18 protein-coding genes and 1 pseudogene are annotated in these 13,674 nt (G+C 67.3%); 9 read left to right on the top strand and 10 right to left on the bottom strand.

Going from position 1 to position 13,674, the window contains the following annotated elements; all coding sequences use genetic code 11:
- Positions 1-30 precede the first annotated feature (30 nt).
- Positions 31-480 (bottom strand): CHRD domain-containing protein, encoded by a 450-nt coding sequence (locus tag ACJ7Z0_RS26870; protein WP_431131943.1) that lies wholly within the window; start codon positions 478-480, stop codon positions 31-33.
- A 105-nt stretch (positions 481-585) separates the two neighbouring features.
- Here ACJ7Z0_RS26870 and ACJ7Z0_RS26865 point away from each other — a divergent pair, with 105 nt between their 5' ends.
- A complete protein-coding gene (locus ACJ7Z0_RS26865; RefSeq protein ID WP_434792269.1) occupies positions 586-1,137 on the top strand; it encodes a DUF924 family protein in 552 nt (183 codons plus the stop codon).
- Here ACJ7Z0_RS26865 and ACJ7Z0_RS26860 read toward each other — a convergent pair.
- Complete coding sequence (locus ACJ7Z0_RS26860) at positions 1,134-2,057, bottom strand: YihY/virulence factor BrkB family protein (protein ID WP_434792268.1); 924 nt, start codon at positions 2,055-2,057, stop codon at positions 1,134-1,136. The two genes, ACJ7Z0_RS26865 and ACJ7Z0_RS26860, sit on opposite strands and share 4 nt — an antisense overlap.
- A gap of 82 nt (positions 2,058-2,139) precedes the next feature.
- On the opposite strand from ACJ7Z0_RS26860, the gene ACJ7Z0_RS26855 reads away from it, so the two are divergent.
- The 3 genes from ACJ7Z0_RS26855 to ACJ7Z0_RS26845 are packed head-to-tail and all read left to right on the top strand — an operon-like array spanning position 2,140 to position 4,332.
- Positions 2,140-2,730 carry a chromate transporter gene (locus ACJ7Z0_RS26855; RefSeq protein ID WP_434792267.1) on the top strand — a complete coding sequence of 197 codons (591 nt, stop codon included), beginning with the start codon at positions 2,140-2,142 and terminating at the stop codon, positions 2,728-2,730.
- Positions 2,727-3,335 (top strand): chromate transporter, encoded by a 609-nt coding sequence (locus ACJ7Z0_RS26850; protein WP_434792266.1) that lies wholly within the window; start codon positions 2,727-2,729, stop codon positions 3,333-3,335. Before ACJ7Z0_RS26855 ends, ACJ7Z0_RS26850 begins: the two co-directional genes overlap by 4 nt.
- A gap of 31 nt (positions 3,336-3,366) precedes the next feature.
- Entirely contained in the window at positions 3,367-4,332 is a 966-nt protein-coding gene (locus ACJ7Z0_RS26845) for an aldo/keto reductase (RefSeq protein WP_434792265.1), read from the top strand.
- A 9-nt stretch (positions 4,333-4,341) separates the two neighbouring features.
- Here the strand turns inward: ACJ7Z0_RS26845 and ACJ7Z0_RS26840 are convergent, their stop codons facing one another.
- A complete protein-coding gene (locus ACJ7Z0_RS26840; RefSeq protein WP_434792264.1) occupies positions 4,342-4,863 on the bottom strand; it encodes a GNAT family N-acetyltransferase in 522 nt (173 codons plus the stop codon).
- A gap of 55 nt (positions 4,864-4,918) precedes the next feature.
- Between ACJ7Z0_RS26840 and ACJ7Z0_RS26835 the strand changes: the two are divergent.
- The 3 genes and pseudogenes from ACJ7Z0_RS26835 to ACJ7Z0_RS26825 form a co-directional block, all read left to right on the top strand.
- Positions 4,919-5,227, top strand: a pseudogene (locus tag ACJ7Z0_RS26835) (cupin domain-containing protein); the annotation flags it as partial.
- A 111-nt stretch (positions 5,228-5,338) separates the two neighbouring features.
- Positions 5,339-5,509, top strand: coding sequence for a hypothetical protein (locus ACJ7Z0_RS26830; protein ID WP_431131958.1), 171 nt, complete (start codon positions 5,339-5,341; stop codon positions 5,507-5,509).
- A 206-nt stretch (positions 5,510-5,715) separates the two neighbouring features.
- Complete coding sequence (locus ACJ7Z0_RS26825; protein ID WP_434792263.1) at positions 5,716-6,828, top strand: NAD(P)/FAD-dependent oxidoreductase; 1,113 nt, start codon at positions 5,716-5,718, stop codon at positions 6,826-6,828.
- A 10-nt stretch (positions 6,829-6,838) separates the two neighbouring features.
- On the opposite strand, the gene rlmB is transcribed toward ACJ7Z0_RS26825, so the two are convergent.
- Genes rlmB through ACJ7Z0_RS26810 form a run of 3 tightly spaced genes read right to left on the bottom strand, consistent with a single transcriptional unit; the run spans position 6,839 to position 9,318 of the window.
- Complete coding sequence (rlmB, locus tag ACJ7Z0_RS26820) at positions 6,839-7,585, bottom strand: 23S rRNA (guanosine(2251)-2'-O)-methyltransferase RlmB (protein ID WP_434792262.1); 747 nt, start codon at positions 7,583-7,585, stop codon at positions 6,839-6,841.
- Positions 7,586-7,618: 33 nt separating this feature from the next.
- A complete protein-coding gene (locus ACJ7Z0_RS26815) occupies positions 7,619-8,599 on the bottom strand; it encodes a hypothetical protein (protein ID WP_434792261.1) in 981 nt (326 codons plus the stop codon).
- A complete protein-coding gene (locus tag ACJ7Z0_RS26810) occupies positions 8,596-9,318 on the bottom strand; it encodes an ABC transporter ATP-binding protein (RefSeq protein WP_431131966.1) in 723 nt (240 codons plus the stop codon). The genes ACJ7Z0_RS26815 and ACJ7Z0_RS26810 overlap by 4 nt, the downstream gene beginning before the upstream one ends.
- Here ACJ7Z0_RS26810 and ACJ7Z0_RS26805 point away from each other — a divergent pair.
- Positions 9,317-9,997 (top strand): arylesterase, encoded by a 681-nt coding sequence (locus ACJ7Z0_RS26805; protein WP_434792260.1) that lies wholly within the window; start codon positions 9,317-9,319, stop codon positions 9,995-9,997. The two genes, ACJ7Z0_RS26810 and ACJ7Z0_RS26805, sit on opposite strands and share 2 nt — an antisense overlap.
- Before the next feature lie 81 nt (positions 9,998-10,078).
- On the opposite strand, the gene ACJ7Z0_RS26800 is transcribed toward ACJ7Z0_RS26805, so the two are convergent.
- From ACJ7Z0_RS26800 to ACJ7Z0_RS26790, 3 genes are all read right to left on the bottom strand, one after another.
- Positions 10,079-10,282 carry a hypothetical protein gene (locus ACJ7Z0_RS26800; RefSeq protein WP_307574064.1) on the bottom strand — a complete coding sequence of 68 codons (204 nt, stop codon included), beginning with the start codon at positions 10,280-10,282 and terminating at the stop codon, positions 10,079-10,081.
- 69 nt (positions 10,283-10,351) lie between these two features.
- Complete coding sequence (locus tag ACJ7Z0_RS26795) at positions 10,352-11,221, bottom strand: hypothetical protein (protein WP_434792259.1); 870 nt, start codon at positions 11,219-11,221, stop codon at positions 10,352-10,354.
- Positions 11,222-11,328: 107 nt separating this feature from the next.
- On the bottom strand, positions 11,329-12,522 hold the full coding sequence (locus ACJ7Z0_RS26790; RefSeq protein WP_434792258.1) for a PLP-dependent transferase: 1,194 nt from the start codon (positions 12,520-12,522) through the stop codon (positions 11,329-11,331).
- Between the two features lie 145 nt (positions 12,523-12,667).
- Between ACJ7Z0_RS26790 and ACJ7Z0_RS26785 the strand changes: the two genes are divergently transcribed.
- Positions 12,668-13,117, top strand: coding sequence for a VOC family protein (locus tag ACJ7Z0_RS26785; RefSeq protein ID WP_434792257.1), 450 nt, complete (start codon positions 12,668-12,670; stop codon positions 13,115-13,117).
- 27 nt (positions 13,118-13,144) lie between these two features.
- Here ACJ7Z0_RS26785 and ACJ7Z0_RS26780 read toward each other — a convergent pair whose 3' ends face one another.
- Positions 13,145-13,669 (bottom strand): phosphoribosyltransferase, encoded by a 525-nt coding sequence (locus tag ACJ7Z0_RS26780; protein ID WP_055796376.1) that lies wholly within the window; start codon positions 13,667-13,669, stop codon positions 13,145-13,147.
- Positions 13,670-13,674 lie beyond the last annotated feature (5 nt).

Raw genomic sequence — 13,674 nt, 5'->3', positions numbered from 1 at the left:
AGCCCCGCGGCCGCAAGCTGACCAGGGCGCCTACATCTTGGGCAGCATCTGTCCCCGGATTTCACCCGCGGGGTTGGCGGCGGTGTGGATGTTGGCGTACCACTTGCCGGACATCAGGTCGGCCGCCTGCGCCGGCGTGAGCGTGGCCTGGCCTTCGATCGGGCTGGCCGGATTGGCGAACGGCAGCACCACGCCGGCGTTGGCGCCTGCGGCGGCGGGACCGTGAAAATGCGCTCCCGTGGCGGGGCCGCTCAGGCCGGTGTAGGTGATCTTGTACTTCAGGACGTTGGTGTCCTTGTTGAGCCAGGCCTCCGCCATGCCGCTGCCGCGCGTCATGTTGGGCGGCACTTCGCTGGCGGCGTTCATTGCGCCGCTGAAGCTCGCGGTGTTCGACTTGGACATCATCCCGCAACCGGCGAGCGCGGCGGTGGCCAGGCCCGCAATGAGGGTTGCGCGCAAAAAGGTGCCATATCGGTTCATGAGCTTTATCTCCTGAGTTATGAAAACCGCTCCAGCATAGGGAGACTGGGCGCAGGGCGTTGTCGGCCACCACCGCGACTTTGCGGGCTGAAAGAGAATGCGGCGATGACTTCTCCCGACCTTCCCACCGCCCGCGACGTCGCCGGTTTCTGGCGCGACGCCGGACCCGAACGCTGGTTTGCCAAGAACGATGCTTTCGATGCCGAGTTCGGCACGCGTTTTCTCGCCGCGCACGAGGCGGCAGCCCGAGGCGAGCTCAGCCGCTGGGCGAAGGAGCCCGAAGGCGCGCTGGCCCTGCTGGTGCTGCTCGACCAGTTTCCGCGCAACACCTTTCGCGGCCAGGCGCGCGCATTCGCGACCGACCCGATGGCCCTGGCGGTTGCCCGTGAAGCGATCGAGGCCGGCCTCGACCTCCGGATCGACGAAGAGCTCCGGCGCTTCTTCTACCTGCCCTTCATGCATTCCGAATCGCTGGCGGACCAGGAGCGTTCCGTCGAGCTGAACGCGGCACTCGATGCCAACACCCAGCGCTTCGCGGTATTGCACCGCGACATCATTGCGCGCTTCGGCCGTTTTCCGCATCGCAACAAGCTGCTCGGGCGCACCAGCAGCGCGGAGGAACAGCGCTTCCTGGACGAAGGCGGCTTCGCGGGCTAGCCCTTCCGGGGCAGCGCAGCCTCGCGCGTCGGCGAGGGGTTGGCGGCTTCGCCCGTGTCCTTGGCATGCTTGAGCGAGCCGTAGGTCTTGGCATACACCCAGGTGAACTCGGCGCCCAAGAGAAATATCTGCGCCGAGTAGTACACCCACACCAGCACCACCACCAGCGAGCCCGCGGCCCCGTAGCCCGAGGCCACGCTGCTCTTGCCGATGTAGAGGCCGATGAGGTGCTTGCCGACCGTGAAGAGCAGCGCCGTGACCGCGGCGCCCACCCACACGTCGCGCCACTGCACCTTGGCACGCGGCATGATCTTGTAGATCATCGCGAAGATCACCGTCACCATGGCAAAGCTGAAGACGAAGTTCACCGCCTGCGCCAGGGTGGCCCAGGCGCCGAATACCGGCGACCACCATTTGCCGAGCGCCGCCAGTGCCGCGCTGGCCACCAGCGACACCATGAGCAGGAAGCCGATGCCCATGATCATGCCGAACGACAGCAGCCGCACGCGCAGCAGCGTGAACAGGCCCTTGTTCCTGGTACGCGCCGGCGCGCGCCAGATGCGGTCGAGCGCATCCTGCAACTCGCCGAAGACCGTGGTTGCGCCGACCACCAGCAGGCCGATGCCGACCACCGTGGCCACGATGCCCTCGGCCGGCTTGTTGACCGCCTGCAGCATGCCCTGCACCGCGGCCGCGCCCTGCTCGCCCATGAGGCCCGAAAGCTGCAGGAAGATCTCGCCTCGCGCCGCCTCCTGCCCGAACACCAGCCCGGCCACGGCGATCACGATCAGCAGCAGCGGCGCAATCGAGAACACCGTGTAGTAGGCCAGCGCGGCGCCCATGCTGGGGGCGTAGTCGTTCGACCACGAAGCGACGGCCTCCTTGCAGAGATCGAAGAGCGCGCGAATTTGCATGGCCATGGAGTTTTCCGTCGAGTGATGCAGGGGCATGTCAGCCCGATGCCCGGCACGTTGCAGGCATGGCTACGATAATCGCTCCCACATGCATCCGTCCCCTCCAGGCGCGGCAGCGCCGACCGTCCCTTTGCAACCGACGTCGCCACGCGACCTTTTTATTTCATTCACCTGGCTTGCGCTGCAAGGATTCGGTGGCGTGCTGGCCATCGTCCAGCGCGAGATGGTCGAGAAAAAGCGCTGGCTCACGCCCGAGCAGTTTCTCGAAGACTGGGCCGTAGCCCAGGTGATGCCGGGCCCGAACGTGATCAACCTGGCCTTGATGATCGGCGACCGCTACTTCGGCCTGCGCGGCGCCATTGCCGCGGTGGCCGGCATGCTCGCGATCCCGCTGGTCGTCATCCTGGTGCTGGCCGTGCTCTACGCCCACTACGCCGCCAATCCGCAGGTGGCGGCGGCGCTGCGCGGCATGGGCGCCGTGTCGGGCGGGCTGATCGCCGCCACCGGCATCAAGCTGATTCCGCAACTGCGCAGGCATCCGCTGGGCTTTGCCACCTGCCTCGCGTTCGTCGCGCTGGTGTTCTGCGCCATTGCCCTCTTCAAGATGCCGCTCGGCTGGGTGCTGCTGGCCGTGGGCGGCGTGGCCTGCGCGTGGACCTGGCGGAAGATAGGCGTATGAGCCACATCACGATCGCCATGCAGTGGCACGACTGGCTTGCGCTCTTCGGCCAATACACGCTGCTGTCGCTGCTGTCGATCAGCGGCGCCATCACCACCGTTCCCGACATGCACCGCTACCTGGTCGCGCAGCATGGCTGGCTCACCGACGCGCAGTTCAGTTCGTCGGTTGCCATCGCTCAGGCCGCGCCGGGCCCGAACGTGCTCTTCGTCGCGCTGATGGGCTGGAACGTCGGGCTCAACGCCGGCGGCGGCATCGGCGCCGGGCCGCGCGCATGGCTGCTCGGCCTCTTCGGACTCCTGGTCACCATGGTCGGCATCATGCTGCCGAGCACCACCCTCACCTACCTTGCCACGCGCTGGGGACACCGCAACCGCGAGCGGCGCGGCGTGCGCGCCTTCAAGCAGGGCATGGCGCCGGTGGTGGTCGGCCTGCTCATCGCCACCGGCTGGGTGCTGGCGGCGGGTAACCATGCCGGCGACGCGCCCGCATGGCATCTGTGGCTGCTGAGCGCGGTGGCCGCGCTTATCGTCTGGCGCACCCGTGTCCACCTGCTCTGGCTGCTGGGCGCGGGTGCGCTGCTCGGCGCCGTGGGCTTCGTCTGATCCTCGTCTCTTTCAGGAAGGAAACAAACTCATGTCGCAACTCCGCTCGCTCGGCCGCTCCGGCCTCCTGGTTTCTCCGCTCGCCTTCGGCGGCAACGTGTTCGGCTGGACGGTGGACGAAGCCACCTCGTTCCGCCTGCTCGACGCCTGGCTCGATGCCGGATTCAACTTCGTCGACACGGCCGACGTCTATTCGAGCTGGGTGCCCGGCCACACCGGCGGCGAGTCCGAGACCATCATCGGCAAGTGGCTCAAGCAGAGCGGCAAGCGCAACCGCGTAGTGCTGGCCACCAAGGTGGGCAAGCCGATGGGCGAAGGCAAGTCGGGCCTCTCGCCGGCCTACATCCGCGAAGCGGTGGAAGCTTCGCTCAAGCGCCTGCAGACCGACTTCATCGACCTGTACCAGTCGCACGACGACGATGCCGCCACGCCGCTCGAAGACTCGCTGGGCGCCTTCGACGACCTCGTCAAGGCCGGCAAGGTGCGCGCCATCGGCGCCTCGAACTACAGCGCGCCCCGGCTGGCCGAGGCGCTCGACGTGTCGGAACGGCTCGGCATTGCGCGCTACGAAAGCCTGCAGCCGCTCTACAACCTGTATGACCGCGCGGTGTTCGAAGATGCGCTGGAGCCGCTGTGCGTGAAGCGCGAAGTGGGCGTGATCAATTTCTATGCACTGGCCGCAGGCTTCCTCACCGGCAAGTACCGCACCGAAGCCGACGCCTCCAAGAGCGCACGCGGCGCCAACACCACCAAGAAGTACCTGAACCCACGGGGCCTGCGCATCCTCGAAGCGCTCGACAAGGTGGCGCAGCAGTACAACGCCAAGCCGGGCCAGGTGGCCATTGCATGGCAGATCGCGCGGCCCTCGATCACGGCGCCAATCGCCAGCGCCACCTCCATCGCGCAGTTGGAGGAGCTGGTGGTGGCCACCCAGCTGAAGCTCGATGCCGGCACCATCCAGATGCTGGACCGGGCCAGCGCCGAAGACCCGGCCTGAACCCGTCGCCTAACCGTCGACCGGATTCAGCGGCGTCGAGAGAATGCGCTGGTAGAAGGCCACGTCGAGCCAGCGTCCGAACTTGAATCCGGCCTGCCGCACGGTGCCGGCATGTTCGAAGCCCAGCCGCTCGTGAAGCCCGATGCTGCCGGCATTCGCGGCATCGATGGCGCCGACCATGACGTGCACGTCGCGCGCAACGGCCTCGGCAACGATCGCCTCCATGAGCGTGCGGCCCAGGCCCGCGCCGCGGTGGCCGGCCTCGACATACACCGAATGCTCGACCGTGTACTTGTAGGCGGGAAAGGCGCGGAACGTGCCGTAGCTCGCAAAGCCCAGCAGCTTGCCGTCGTCGTCTTCCGCGCCGATCACGGGAAATCCGTTGGCGCGCTTGGTGGCGAACCACGCGGCCATGCTCTCGGGCGTGCGGGGTTTGTAGTCGTACAGCGCGGTCGAGTTGGCGATGGCTTCATTGAGGATGGCGAGGATGGCGCCCGCGTGGGCTTCCTCGGTGCATGGGACCAGGTGCATGGGTGTTCCTTTCGACAAGCGACGGACTACGTTGTGAAGATCGTCCAATATAGGAGAAGTGTGGCGCGATCCCGAGGCCGGCTACCTGCGGCGCCAGGTCGCGGAGCGCGGTGCCACCGGCGGCGTCGAGATGGTCGAGATCGAGCTGCCGCGCTCGGCGCAGGTCGGCTATCCGCGGTGGAGCGGCAAGCCGTATCGGCAATGCCTGTGGCTGCTCGAAGGCGCGCTGCGGGTGGACTACGGCGACGAGCGGTTCGAGCTGGCGACTGGCGATTGCCTTGATTTCGGCGTCGATCGGCCGCTGGTCTTCAAGGCGCTCGGCCGCACCGGGTGCCGCTACCTGCTGGTCGCTTCCCCGGCATGAAGGCCCACGGGCAGTAGGCAAGTTCCCACAGCGACTGGAGACGAAGGCCTCTGCTGGCCACCGCATCGCCCGGGATACTGCAAGGCATCCAAAGCTTCCGGGGGAACAAGCATGTCCTTTGTGCTCTACATGATCGGTTTTCTGATTTTCCTGGCCGGCGTCGCCTGGGGCGCCTCGGTGGCCGGCGTGCCCACGCTCTACATCGGCATTGGCGCGCTGATCATTCTGGGCATCGGGATCTTCAGTGCAGTGTCGCGCACACGCACCAAGGACCCTTCCTGAAATTGCCGCGCTTCGAGTTCACACAGGCTTCACGCCGCCCGCACATGGCGTAGCTAACTTTCGCGTGCGCACCGCAAGTCGCGGTGCACAACGCCCAAGTCAGCTCGCCTATGTCCGCTTCAAGTTCCTTTTCTCGCTTCGACACCCCTCCCTTTTTCGCCGCCTGCCCTGCCCCGCCATCGTCCGGGAATCGCAGTTCGAACACCGTGGTCGACCTTCTCGTGGTCGGAGCGAGCTTCGCAGGGCTGGCCTGCGCCCGCGCCGCGGCATTGGCAGGGCTCCGCGTGATGGTGCTGGAGAAAAAGTCCAGCGCCGGCGCCAAGCTCCATACCACCGGGATCATCGTCAAGGACGCGGTCGACACGGTGCCCTGGCTCGCGGAAGTGCCGCCCGCCCTGGTGCGCCGCATCGACGGCGTGCGGCTCTATTCGCCCGACATGCGCCACGTGGACCTGCACGCGCCGGGCTATTGGTTCTGGGCCACCGACGCGCCCGCCCTGCTCGACTGGATGGTCGATTCAGCCCGTGCCAGCGGGGTTGACGTGCAGCTTGGCACGCTGTTCGAACAGGCACTGTGGATGAATGACCGCTGGGAGATTCCGCTGACCCACGGCCCTTGCCGCGGCACCTGCATTTCGGCCCGCTACATCGTGGGCGCAGACGGCCCGCATTCGCGCGTTGCCAAGGCCCTTGGGCTGTCGCGCAACACGCGCTTCCTCTACGGTGTCGAGCATGAATACCAGGGTGCACGCTTGGCACCCGACTTTCTGCATTGCTTCGTCGACCGCCAGCTGGCGCCGGGCTACATCGGATGGGCGCTCGACGGCGTCGGCGTGAGCCAGATCGGCCTTGCGCGCCGGATGGATACGCAGGCGGCGTCGGCGCTTCGGATCGACCCGCTGCTGCGCAAGATCGCCTCGGTCGTCTCGCCCGGCGATGCGCCGCCCGTGGCGATTCGCGCGGGAATGATTCCGTGCGGCGGCGTGCTGCCCGTGGTGGCACGCGAACGCGCGCTGCTGGTGGGCGATGCGGCCGGCATGGTGTCGCCGGTCACGGCCGGCGGCATTCATACGGCGCTCCAGCACGGCGAGCGCGCCGGCGAGGCGATTGCGCGGTTCGTCCGTGGCGAGGTGGAGGACCCGGCAAGCTGGTTCGTGCGCAGCTATCCGCGCTTCCGGCTCAAGCGCGCGTTGCGCTGGGCTTTCGATCATTTCCAGAGCGATTGGATGTTCAACCGCCTGCTGGGTACGCCGCAGATGCGGCGCATGGCGGAACTCGTGTACTTCCACCGCAAGGCCAGCCCCTTGTCCAAGGGCTAGCGGTGCGGCATCAGGCGCCGCGCTGCCGCATGGCCTCGTAGAGGCACACCCCGCTGGCCACGGAAACGTTCAGGCTCTCGACGGCTCCTGCCATCGGAATGCTCACGAGCTCGTCGCAGGTCTTGCGGGTGAGCTGCCGCATGCCCTCGCCTTCGGCGCCGAGCACCAGCGCCAGGGGCCGCTTGAAGTCGCTCTGGTAGAGGGTGCCGGGCGCATCGTCGCTCGTGCCGACGCACCAGATGCTGCGCTCCTTGAGCTCGTTCAGCGTGCGCGCCAGGTTGGTCACCATGAAGTACGGCACGGTCTCGGCGGCGCCGCTCGCCACCTTGGCCACCGTGGCGTTGATGCCGGCCGCATGATCCTTGGGGGCAATGACCGCATGCGCGCCCGCACCATCGGCCACGCGCAGGCAGGCGCCGAGGTTGTGCGGATCGGTCACGCCGTCGAGCACCAGCAGAAGGGGCACGGTGCCAGCCTCCTCGAGGCCTTCGAGCAATTCGTCGAGCGAGCGGACCTGCGCGATGGGTTCGACCCGCGCCACCACGCCCTGGTGGCCGTGGCTGCCGCTGAGCTTTGCAAGCCGGAGGCCGTCGGCCTCGACCAGCCGCACGCCGGCTTCCTGCGCGCGTGCGATGAACTGTTTCATGCGCGCATCGCGCCGGCTGGTGTCGAACATCACTTCGAGCACCGAGTTCGGCGCGGTCTTGATGCGCACGCCCACGGCATGAAAGCCGAAGATCACTTTGGGAGAAGACATCTGTCGATTATCGAGGGCTGCGCACCCTCTCCTTCATGCAATCGGCAATCCGCTGTGCGCCCGGGTCCGTTCGTCGTGCAGTTCCTGCACGGCCAGTGCGTTCGGATGCACGCGCGCGCTGTTGCCGGCGCTTTCCAGGTACTGGCAGGCGGCATGGCCCTCGGCGGCTTTTTCGTAGTGCGCAACCCAGGCATCGCGCACAGGGAGCTTCTCGGGCGACACGGGCCAGACACCGGGCCGAGGCCGGATGTGCTCGCCGATGCCGATGCGCCAGGGCTTGGCGCTCAGGCGGGCGCGAAAGCAGTTCTGGTTGCGGCACATGCGCGCATAGGTCTTGTCCACGCCCAGCGCATGAAAGCAGTCGGCCACCGCCATGTCGGCCGGGCTGAAGACGTCGTGCATCGCCAGCACCCGGAAGCCGGCTGGCGTGCGATACAGGCGCAGGTGCCAGTCGGGGTGCTGGTGGACGAAGCGCCCGATGCGGTCGGCCGCGCGCTTCTCGGGCGCGGGGTTGTCGCTGGCCTCGCCGCGCTTCTTGGCCAGGCCGATGCGGTAGGCGACGATGAAGACCACGACGGCGGCGATGAGCCCGCCCAGCCAGGTCTTGGCGGTCCAGCCGCCGACGATGCCCGCAATCAGCGCGGGCGCCAGCGCAAAGCCGAACACGCTGCCGCGCAGGGGTTCGTCGAAATCGATGTCGACGAACAGCACGTCGGGCGTGTTGAGACAGCGTGCGCCATAGCTGTTGCGCGTGATGACGGTGTCGCCCTGCCGCTCGACGATCTCCTCGCGGATCGGCACGCCTTCGGCCCCGTTGTAGGCCTGCTTGCGCTCGCGGCGGTTGAGCTTCTCGCCGCTGGCGATGCGCTCGAACGCCTCTCGCGTGCGCTGGTCGGCATGCGCCTGCGCGGCGATCGGGCTGTCGTCCGACCAGCCGTAGCGCCGCACGGTGATCTGCTTGCCCGCCACCTGCTCCTGGATGCGGCCTTCGGCCCAGAACCGGGGGACGATCATGCTTCGAGCGAAGCCACCAGCACGGGCTTCGACTCATTGAGCGCCATTTGCCCGGCCTCGATGGTGATCCGGCGCTCGCACTGGGCCGCGATGCCGCGGTCGTGGGTGACGAGCACGAGCGTGGTGCCGAGCTCGCGGTTGAGGTCGAACATCAGCCGCATGACCTGCTCGCCGGTCGCAAAGTCGAGGCTGCCGGTGGGCTCGTCGGCCAGCAGCAGCGCCGGCTGCACCACGAAGGCGCGGGCCAGCGCCACGCGCTGCTGTTCGCCGCCCGAAAGCACCTTGGGGTAGTGGCCCAGGCGCTGTCCGAGCCCGACGCGCCCGAGCATCTCGGTGGCGGCCTTGCGGGCGTCCTTGCGGTCGGCTAGCTCCAGCGGCAGCATCACGTTTTCGAGCGCGCTCAGGTTGCCCAGCAGCTGGAAGCTCTGGAACACGAAACCCACGCGCTGGGCACGCAGCGCGGCGCGCTCGTCCTCGTCGATGGCGAAGATGTCGTCCCCCGCCAGCCTGACCGTGCCGCGGGTGGGCGTGTCGAGACCCGCGATGATCGACAGCAAGGTGCTCTTGCCCGAGCCCGAGGCGCCGACAATGGCGGCGGTTTCCCGCGCGCCCAGGGTGAAATCGATGTTCTGCAGAATGTCGAGCGTACCGGTCGAATCGGTCACGGATTTGAACACGTGCTCGACAGCGACAATGGCATCAGACGAGGGTTGGGACATGAAAAGGCTTTTCGTTTTGAATCGACGTGACTTTATCTTGACCGCCGCCGCATTCGGCAGCGCAGGGACATCGGCAGTGGCGCACGCCCAGGCCGCACAGGCTGCGGCACCCCGCCAGCCGGTGATTCTGGTGCTTGGCGACTCGCTGAGCGCCGAATACGGCCTGAAGCGCGGCGAAGGCTGGGTGCCTTTGCTCGAAAAGCGCCTTGCGGCGCAAAAGATCCCGGCCACGGTGGTCAATGCCAGCATCAGCGGCGACACCACCTCGGGCGGGCGGGCCCGCTTTGCCTCGCTGCTGGCGCAGCACAAGCCCAGCCACGTGGTGGTCGAGCTTGGCGCCAACGACGCGCTGCGAGGCCTGCCGCTCCAGAACACCGAGGAAAACCTGCTGCAGATCACCAAGGCCGCGCAGGCCGCGGGCGCCAAGGTGCTGATCGTCGGCATCCAGGTGCCGCCCAACTACGGCGGCGACTACACGCGGCGCTTCGAGGCCGTGTTCGGCAAGGTGGCGGGTGCGACCAAGGCTGCGCTGGTTCCGTTCCTGCTCAAGGGCGTGGCCGATGCGCCCGATGCGCTCGCGCTGTTCCAGGCCGACCGCATCCATCCCACCGCCGCGGCCCAGCCGCAACTGCTCGACAACGTCTGGCCGGAACTGCGCAAGCTGCTGGCGGCCAAATAGGCCGGCCCCGAAAGCAAAAAAAGCCGCTGCAGGCCCGAAGGCTGGCAGCGGCTTTTTAGTCGAGAGCCCGGTTTCGAAAAATCAACCGTTCTTGGTGGGCAGATCAGGGATGGTGGGCGGATCGCGTTCCAGCGAAGCGACGTCGGTCTCCGGGTCGCCCGGCGCAAGGCCATCGCTGCTGGGAGAGAGCTTCCGATTGGCCTTCTCGCGGAGCTTTTCTTCCTTCTTCTTCTTCTTGGCCAGCTCTTTCTGGCGCTTCTCGTAGCCGTAATTTGGTGTTGCCACTGCTTCTCCTTGAGGCGAGACAGTCCCGGTGACTGTGCGTAGGCTACTGTAAGCGATAACGGTGCGGTCTCAAGGCGGCGGACCGGGGGTCGTTTCGAACTCGAACACACCTTGCAAACCCGGATAGCGCTGGAACATGAACCAGCCCATGGCCCCCGCGCCAGCCACCATGGCGAGGACCATTGCGGCCACCATCCAGCCGGCGTGCACACCCGGCGGCCAGAGAAAAATCACGGGCAGCACCGGCAGCAGCGCGCCAACGGAAGACAGCCACATCCAGCGCCTGGGAGCCAGCATCGGTTCCCAGGTTGCCGGATCGATGCCGGCGTCGATGAACACCTCGGCCGCAAAGCGCAGGCGCGGCTCTGGCCGGGTCGCGAGGCAGAGCAGAAGCGCGCGCAGCAGCACGGCGCGGTTGCGAAAGCGCAGGACGCGCCCGGCGTCCACGGTCAGCGCCAGGGGCAGCTTGACTTCGGTGATGCCGGAGCCACCTGCAACCTGCTGCTGGAAGACCAGGCGTTTGACGATGGCCTCGCCCGAGGCGAACTCGGTTTTCACGTCGCAGAAGCCGGCGGGCGCGCGCCGCAGCTCGCGCCAGGCGACGCCCCGCGGCGAGGCCGGGTCGCCCCAGTGCAGGCCCGTCGAGTCGATGCGGAACATCCCCTGGCCGACCCGCGAAAACTGGCGCACCAGGTGCCAGAGACCGCCGCCCAATCCGGCTGCCAGCGCCAATCCGACGAGCACGACGACCGCTTCGTTGCCCCGAATGTTGGACCCCTCGCCCTCCAGCATCACCGCCGCGCCGAGCGACAGCGCGACCAGCGCAAAAACAGCGATCAACCCGCCGACGAGGAGCCGGGTCGCCCTCAGGTCCGGCACGCCTTCCAGCGGCCCAGCTTGCGCGAGCGCCTCAAGCACGGGCACAGGAACGGCCAGCACGCGGGGAACGAACCGGCCTGGCGCTGGCGGCAATACCGCCCCGCGCGCGGCAGGCAACGCAGCGGCACGAAGCCGGCGGCGCTTTCTCCCCATGGCGCGCGCGAGCCTTACAGCCGCGCCAGCGCCTGTTGCAGGTCGGCCCGCAGGTCTTCCACGTCCTCCAGGCCCACCGAGAAGCGCACCAGCGTGCCCTTGTAGGGCCAGGGTGCCACGCTCGCGTCGCGCATCAGTCCGATGTCGTAAGGCACCACGAGGCTCACGGGGCCGCCCCACGAATAGCCGAGTCGAAAGAGGTTCAGGCTGTCGCAGAAGCGGTCGACCTGCTCGGTGCTGAACTGCTCGTCGAACACGATCGAGAAGAGCCCGGCGGCCAGGTCGGACGCGCCGCACAGCGCACGCCAGTTGACATGGCCGGGCGATTCCTCGAGCGCGGGATGGAGCACCTGGGCGATCTCTTCGCGGCCGCTGAGCCAGCGCGCCAGTTCGCGCGCCGACCGGTCGTGCGCGGCATAGCGCAGGCCGATGCTGGGCAGCGAGCGCAGCAGGGTTTCCACATCGCCAACGCCGACGCCGAAGCCCATGCGCATGTGGGTGAGCTTGAGCGCGCGATGCAGGCGATCGTCGCGGGTGACGACGCTGCCCATCAGCACGTCGCCGCCACCGCTCGGGTACTTGGTGAGCGCATGCACCGAGATGTCCACGCCCTGCCCGCTGCCGTTGAAATCGAAGGGCGCGAAGGCCAGACCCGCGCCCCAGGTGTTGTCCAGCGCGGTGACCACCCCGCGCGCGCGGCAGACGTTCACGAGCGCCGGCAGATCGGGAAACTCCATGGTCACCGAGCCCGCCGCCTCCACCCACACCAGCCGCGTGCGGTCCGAAAGCTTGGCGGCCAGGTCGGCCGGGTCCATTGCGTCGTACATGCGGTGCGTGATGCCGAAGTTGGCCAGCTCACCGGTGGCCAGCGCCTTGTTGGGGCCGTAGGCGTTGTCGGGAATCAGCACCTCGTCGCCGCTTTTCAGGAAGGCGAACGACACCAGCGAAATGGCCGCGAGCCCGCTCGGCACCAAGAGGCATTCGGTCCCGCCCTCGAGCGTGGCCAGGCGCTCCTCGAGCGTGAAGGTGGTCGGCGTGCCATGCAGGCCGTAGGTGTAGCCGGCCTTGGTCTTCCAGTCGCGCGCGCGCATGGCCGCCACGTCGGCGAAGAACACGGTCGACGCCTTGTAGATGCCGGGCTGCGGCGCCGCAAAGTTGGCAGGTGGGGTGTAGGGGTGGTGGATCAGGGTCGTGGAGGGCTTGCTCATGCACCGATGCTAGCGCGGCCATCGTCCGGACGAACAGAGCGGGGCTGTGGCATCCCTTGGCCAAGGGCTTGGGAAAGCGGCGCTGCAGCGCTCAGAATGGCGCCCTGCCCCTCTGCTTGTTCTTTTTTTCGGAAAGGCAACCCCCATGGCGATCCACGAGCTGTTCCCGTACCTTTGCGTCGACGATGCCGGCGCGGCCATCGACTTCTACTGCAAGGTCTTCGAGGTGAAGGAGATCTTCCGTCTTACCGAGCCCAGCGGGCGCATCGGCCATGCGGAACTCGATTTTCACAACGGCGCCATCCTGATGCTTTCGGACGAATTTGCCGAGTACAACATCCACAGCGCCAGGACGCTCGGCGGCACCGCGGTGACGCTGCACCTGCATGTGGACGATGCGGATGCGGTGGTGGCCCGCGCCGTCGCAGCCGGTGCCACGCTGGACATGCCGCCGCAAGACCAGTTCTATGGCGAGCGTTCCGGCGTGTTCCGCGACCCCTTCGGGCATCGCTGGAACGTGGGCCACAGCATCGAGAAGCTGACGCCGGAAGAAATGCAGCGGCGCTACACCGCGATGTTCGATTCGGCCGGTTGAGCGGGCAACCGGCGCACGCGGATCAGGTCAGACCGACCACTTCTCCAGCAGCTTCTCGGGGCCGAGCGCGTCGTAGCCTTCGAACGGCTGGTGGATCCACGGGTTGGTGGCCAGGTACTCGACCGAGTAGTCGGGCGTGAAGGTCGAGAGCGCCTTGGTCCAGAGCACCGCGCTGCGCAGCTCGCTGATGGGCTTGTAGTTGTTGCGCAGCATGTCCATGACCGCGTGCAGCGTGTGGCCCGAATCTGCCAGGTCGTCCACCAGCAGCACCCTGCCCGCGATCTCGCCCTTGGGCGTGGTGATGAAACGGGCGATGTCCAGGTGGCCCTGCACCGTGCCGGCGTCGGCGCGGTACGAGCTGGTCGACATGATCGCCAGCGGCTTGTCGAAGATGCGCGACAGCACGTCGCCGGGGCGCATGCCGCCGCGCGCCAGGCACAGAATGGTGTCGAACTGCCAGCCCGACTGGTGGATCTTGATCGCGAGCTTCTCGATCAGGTTGTGGTACTCGTCGTAGCTGACGTAGAGATGCTTGCCGTCTTCGGTCAACATGGTTG

This window comes from Variovorax palleresanus, from assembly GCF_051144945.1.
Lineage (GTDB): Bacteria > Pseudomonadota > Gammaproteobacteria > Burkholderiales > Burkholderiaceae_C > Variovorax > Variovorax paradoxus_S.
This window is presented reverse-complemented; position numbering and strand designations above follow the sequence as displayed.

Coding starts and splice junctions, on each gene's coding strand:
- ACJ7Z0_RS26865 (WP_434792269.1), top strand. CDS start 586: ATGACTTCTCCCGACCTTCCCACCGCCCGCGACGTCGCCGGTTTCTGG.
- ACJ7Z0_RS26840 (WP_434792264.1), bottom strand. CDS start 4,863: ATGCACCTGGTCCCATGCACCGAGGAAGCCCACGCGGGCGCCATCCTC.
- ACJ7Z0_RS26785 (WP_434792257.1), top strand. CDS start 12,668: ATGGCGATCCACGAGCTGTTCCCGTACCTTTGCGTCGACGATGCCGGC.
- ACJ7Z0_RS26780 (WP_055796376.1), bottom strand. CDS start 13,669: ATGTTGACCGAAGACGGCAAGCATCTCTACGTCAGCTACGACGAGTAC.
- ACJ7Z0_RS26850 (WP_434792266.1), top strand. CDS start 2,727: ATGAGCCACATCACGATCGCCATGCAGTGGCACGACTGGCTTGCGCTC.
- ACJ7Z0_RS26830 (WP_431131958.1), top strand. CDS start 5,339: ATGTCCTTTGTGCTCTACATGATCGGTTTTCTGATTTTCCTGGCCGGC.
- ACJ7Z0_RS26845 (WP_434792265.1), top strand. CDS start 3,367: ATGTCGCAACTCCGCTCGCTCGGCCGCTCCGGCCTCCTGGTTTCTCCG.
- rlmB (WP_434792262.1), bottom strand. CDS start 7,585: ATGTCTTCTCCCAAAGTGATCTTCGGCTTTCATGCCGTGGGCGTGCGC.
- ACJ7Z0_RS26860 (WP_434792268.1), bottom strand. CDS start 2,057: ATGGCCATGCAAATTCGCGCGCTCTTCGATCTCTGCAAGGAGGCCGTC.
- ACJ7Z0_RS26870 (WP_431131943.1), bottom strand. CDS start 480: ATGAACCGATATGGCACCTTTTTGCGCGCAACCCTCATTGCGGGCCTG.
- ACJ7Z0_RS26815 (WP_434792261.1), bottom strand. CDS start 8,599: ATGATCGTCCCCCGGTTCTGGGCCGAAGGCCGCATCCAGGAGCAGGTG.
- ACJ7Z0_RS26805 (WP_434792260.1), top strand. CDS start 9,317: ATGAAAAGGCTTTTCGTTTTGAATCGACGTGACTTTATCTTGACCGCC.
- ACJ7Z0_RS26810 (WP_431131966.1), bottom strand. CDS start 9,318: ATGTCCCAACCCTCGTCTGATGCCATTGTCGCTGTCGAGCACGTGTTC.
- ACJ7Z0_RS26790 (WP_434792258.1), bottom strand. CDS start 12,522: ATGAGCAAGCCCTCCACGACCCTGATCCACCACCCCTACACCCCACCT.
- ACJ7Z0_RS26855 (WP_434792267.1), top strand. CDS start 2,140: ATGCATCCGTCCCCTCCAGGCGCGGCAGCGCCGACCGTCCCTTTGCAA.